The organism is Candidatus Aminicenantes bacterium (assembly GCA_026393795.1).
Lineage (GTDB): Bacteria > Acidobacteriota > Aminicenantia > UBA2199 > UBA2199 > UBA2199.
The window spans coordinates 1-3,852 of sequence record JAPKZL010000105.1; the positions used below are offsets into that span (position 1 = coordinate 1).

At 57.2% G+C, this 3,852-nt stretch carries 5 protein-coding genes; 1 reads left to right on the forward strand and 4 read right to left on the reverse strand.

Annotated elements, in window-relative coordinates; genetic code table 11:
- Positions 1 to 79 precede the first annotated feature (79 nt).
- Positions 80 to 271, forward strand: coding sequence for a hypothetical protein (locus NTW95_05125; GenBank protein MCX6556800.1), 192 nt, complete (start codon positions 80 to 82; stop codon positions 269 to 271).
- A 278-nt stretch (positions 272 to 549) separates the two neighbouring features.
- Here the strand turns inward: NTW95_05125 and NTW95_05130 are convergent, their stop codons facing one another.
- From NTW95_05130 to sdhC, 4 genes are read right to left on the reverse strand one after another with little or no spacing between them, the layout of a single operon-like run.
- Positions 550 to 1,248 carry a succinate dehydrogenase iron-sulfur subunit gene (locus tag NTW95_05130; protein MCX6556801.1) on the reverse strand — a complete coding sequence of 233 codons (699 nt, stop codon included), beginning with the start codon at positions 1,246 to 1,248 and terminating at the stop codon, positions 550 to 552.
- Between the two features lie 22 nt (positions 1,249 to 1,270).
- Positions 1,271 to 3,004 carry a succinate dehydrogenase flavoprotein subunit gene (gene sdhA, locus NTW95_05135; GenBank protein MCX6556802.1) on the reverse strand — a complete coding sequence of 578 codons (1,734 nt, stop codon included), beginning with the start codon at positions 3,002 to 3,004 and terminating at the stop codon, positions 1,271 to 1,273.
- A gap of 10 nt (positions 3,005 to 3,014) precedes the next feature.
- Complete coding sequence (sdhD, locus tag NTW95_05140) at positions 3,015 to 3,389, reverse strand: succinate dehydrogenase, hydrophobic membrane anchor protein (protein ID MCX6556803.1); 375 nt, start codon at positions 3,387 to 3,389, stop codon at positions 3,015 to 3,017.
- A 10-nt stretch (positions 3,390 to 3,399) separates the two neighbouring features.
- A complete protein-coding gene (gene sdhC / locus NTW95_05145; GenBank protein MCX6556804.1) occupies positions 3,400 to 3,774 on the reverse strand; it encodes a succinate dehydrogenase, cytochrome b556 subunit in 375 nt (124 codons plus the stop codon).
- Between the last annotated feature and the right edge of the window lie 78 nt (positions 3,775 to 3,852).

The following is a 3,852-nucleotide window of genomic DNA, read 5'->3' on the forward strand; positions in this document are numbered from 1 at the left end:
TTTACAACAAATTTACTATTTTGTTTACAATGTATTTTTAAAATTTTACAATTTTTATTATTAATTTGAGGGAGGACATATGCCAGTCAAAAGAACGACCATGCGCAGCTCCAAGGGCACCAAGCTCTACGCGGTGCGCGATAGCAAGGGCCGCTTCAAGGACATCCAGAGCTACAAGAAGGCCCACGGCATGGACATCAAACGCAAGAGCAAGGCAGAGGCTGCCAAAACCAAGACCAAAGTCAAGGCCAAAGCCAAAAAGAAAAAATAGCGTCCGGCTTTTCCAGCCGGCATTGCTCATTCAATTGTTTTTACAATTAGGGGAAAGTATTATTCTTTAATCAATACATTCCCGGCAGGATCAAGGACTGGGTAGGGGTTCAAAAAGAGCTCAGGGAAATCGTACTCACACTATGTTTTTGGCCATTCAGAAAGTCGCCAAAAATATCTAGTGTTAGTATAGTCACACTTGATGGTTTCAGCAGATTACTAAGCTTGCTGAAACCATACTGTGACTATATTGAACCCCTACGCTCAATTCTCTATTTTTTACAGCGAGTTCTCGACCGCCTTGACCTTCAGGCGCGACAGGTACTCGGTGATCTTGATCTTCTTCGGACAGGCTTCGACGCAATTAAAGATGGTGTGGCAGCGCCAGACGCCGTTCTTGTCGTTAATGATCTCCAGCCGCTCGTCGCTGCCGTCGTCGCGGCTGTCGAAGATGAAGCGGTAGGCCTTGAGCAGGGCCGCGGGGCCGAGGTACTCCTGGTTGGGCCACGAGCTCGGGCAGGCGGCGCTGCAGGCGGCGCACAGGATGCACAGCGTCGATTCGCCGATCGTTTCCAGCTCGGCTGTCGATTGCACGAACTCCTTGTCGGGCAGCGGCTTGTCAACGATCAGGTAGGGTTTGATGCGCTTCAGCTTGGCGAAGAACGGCTCCAGGTCGACGACCAGGTCCTTGATGATCGAGAACCCGGAGAGCGGCTCGATCTTCAAGCGAGTGCCGAAGCGGTGGATCGGCGTCTCGCAGGCCAGCACATTGCGGCCGTTGACCTTCATGGCGCAGGAACCGCAGATCGAGCTGCGGCAGGAGCGGCGGTAGGAAAGGGTGCCGTCGTGCACCCAGTGGATCTCGTTGAGCACGTCGAGAATCGTGGCCTCGTCCTCAATGGCAAACTTGAATAATTGCCAGTGTGGCTTCTCGTCCTTTTCCGGCTGGTATCTCAAAATTTTTATCGAAATATCTATTTTAGCCATTGTTGCATCCTCCTTAATATTTCCTTTCCTGCGGCTGGTATTGCGGGAAAATGACGACGCCCTTACTGAAATCGAGGACGATCTTGCCGTCCCGGCGCCAGGCCAGGGTGTGCTTCAGCCATTGGCCGTCTTCGCGCTTGGGAAAATCGGTCCGGAAATGGGCGCCGCGCGATTCCTTGCGCGCCAGGGCCCCTTCGACGATCACCTCGGAGAAACTGAGCAGGTTTTCCAATTCCAGGGCTTCGATCAGGTCCAGGTTGAAGGCGGCGCCGTGGTCGTCGATCGCCACCATGCGGTAGCGCTCCTGCAGCTGTTTGATGATGGCCTTCATTTTCCCCATATCGCCCTCGTTGCGGAAGACCCCCATGTACTTGGTCATGTTCACCTGCAATTCCTCGCGGATGGGGGCGTGCTTTTCCTTGCCCGGCGCCTGCTTCAGGCGGTCGATCTTGGCCTGGGCCTTGGCCAGGGGTTCGGCCGGCAGATCGCTGTAGGCGTTCTCCCGGCAGCACTCGCCCATGCGGATGCCGGCGATGCGGCCAAAGGTGGCGGCGTCCTGGAGCGAGTTGCAGCCCAGGCGGTTGGCGCCGTGCAGCGAAAGGCAGGACGCTTCCCCGGCCGTGTATAGGCCCCTGACCACCGTGCCCTTGGCGTCCTTGATCACCTCGGTGCGCGCGTTGGCCGGGATGCCGCCCATCGAGTAGTGGGCGGTGGGCTGGATCGGCACCGGTTCCTTGACGGCGTCGACCTTGAGGTAGTTCAGGGCCAGGTCGTAGATCTGCGGCAGGCGCTGCAGGATCTTCTCCTTGCCCAGATGGCGCAGGTCGAGGTAGACGTAATCCTTGCCGCCGATGCCGCGGCCCTCGTTGATCTCGGTCTGCTCGGAGCGGGAGACGATGTCGCGCGGCGCCAGTTCCATCTTGCTGGCCGCGTATTTTTTCATGAAACGCTCGCCCTGGTCGTTGACGATGTAGGCCCCTTCGCCGCGGGCGGCCTCGGAAAGAAGGATGCCGTGCTTGTACAGCCCGGTGGGGTGGAACTGGACGAACTCCATGTCCTCGAGCGGCAGGCCCGCTTCGAGCACCAGGCCGACGCCGTCGCCGGTGTTGGCGTGCGCGTTGGACGTCACCTTCCAGGCCCGGCCGTAGCCGCCGGTGGCCAGCAGGACCGCGCGGGCGTGGAAAATATGGAGGCCGCCGGCGCGTATGTCCCAGGCCACCAGGCCGCGCGCCACGTCGTTCTCGAGCAGCAGCGAAAGGACCTGGAACTCGTTGAAGAAAAACACGTTGTGCTTCAGGCACTGCTCATACAGGGTGTGCAGCAGGACATGGCCGGTGACGTCCTGGGCGAAACAGGCGCGCGGCGACGAATGGCCGCCGAAAGCCCGCTGGTTGATCCGCCCGTCCTCGGTGCGCGAGAAGGGAACGCCCATGTGCTCGAACTCGTAAACGGTCTTGATGGCCTCGTTGACAAAGAGCTCGATGATGTCCTGGTCGGCCAGGTAGTCGCTGCCCTTGATGGTGTCGAACATGTGCATCTGCGGCGAATCCTCGGCCGCGTTGGCCAGGGCGGCGGCAATGCCCCCCTGGGCGCCGCCCGAATGCGAACGGGTCGGGTAGACCTTGCTGATCACCGCCGCCGTCAATCCGCTCTTGGCGACTTCCAGCGCGGCCCTAAGCCCGGCCAACCCGGCCCCGACGATCACGGCGTCGATCTTGTGATAATTTCTTGCTTCGTCGATTTTCATGGTGTCACTCCTAGGCGATCGTGTGGGTATATAGCTTGATGATGGTCAGGGTGCCGACGAAAAGCAACACGATCCCGACCGTCAGCAGCAGGCTGTACCAGACCAAGCGCCAGTACCTGTTCGTCGTGTAATCTTCCAGGACCGACCAGACCCCGTTCAGTCCGTGATACAGGGCGGTGATCAGGAAGGCGAACTGCAGCAGCGGGAACCACCAGTTGCCGACCTTGGACATAACCCAATGGTAGCTGACCGGCTTGCCCTTACCCAGGAAATGGTAAGTCACGAAATGGAGCATCATCAAGACGAAAAGGATGACAGCCGAAATACGCTGCAGCAGCCAGGGGAATGAACCCGAACGCGACGTTTGTTTAAAATTCTTGTTCATCAGGGTCTCCTCAGAACACGTGCGACAGGATCATATACGATCCCAGCGCCCACAGGACGAAGGCTATGGCGATCAGCAGGATGAACCACTTCTTCTGCGCCAGCGAGCCCTTGAAGAAATCGACGATGACGATGCGTAACCCATTGAAGGCATGGAAGAGAATGACCCCCCACAGGCCGACTTCCAGCAGCTTGAACAAGGGGCTGCTCAAGAAGATCATGACCTGGTTGAAGGTCTTCTCGCCGTAGGTCAGGCTGTTGATCACCCAGATATGCAACGAGAGGTAAAAGATCAACGCCAGGCCGGCCAGCCGGTGCAGGAGCCAGGCCCAGGTGCCGATGAAATTGTAGTACGTGAAATCATAAAACCGCGTTCTTTTGTACAAGCTTCGCCTCCATAAAAAAAAATGTCAGGCGCTATTTTAATATTTTTCCCAAACAACTTCAATAACATATTTGACTTT

Coding starts and splice junctions, on each gene's coding strand:
- NTW95_05125 (MCX6556800.1), top strand. CDS start 80: ATGCCAGTCAAAAGAACGACCATGCGCAGCTCCAAGGGCACCAAGCTC.
- sdhA (MCX6556802.1), bottom strand. CDS start 3,004: ATGAAAATCGACGAAGCAAGAAATTATCACAAGATCGACGCCGTGATC.
- sdhD (MCX6556803.1), bottom strand. CDS start 3,389: ATGAACAAGAATTTTAAACAAACGTCGCGTTCGGGTTCATTCCCCTGG.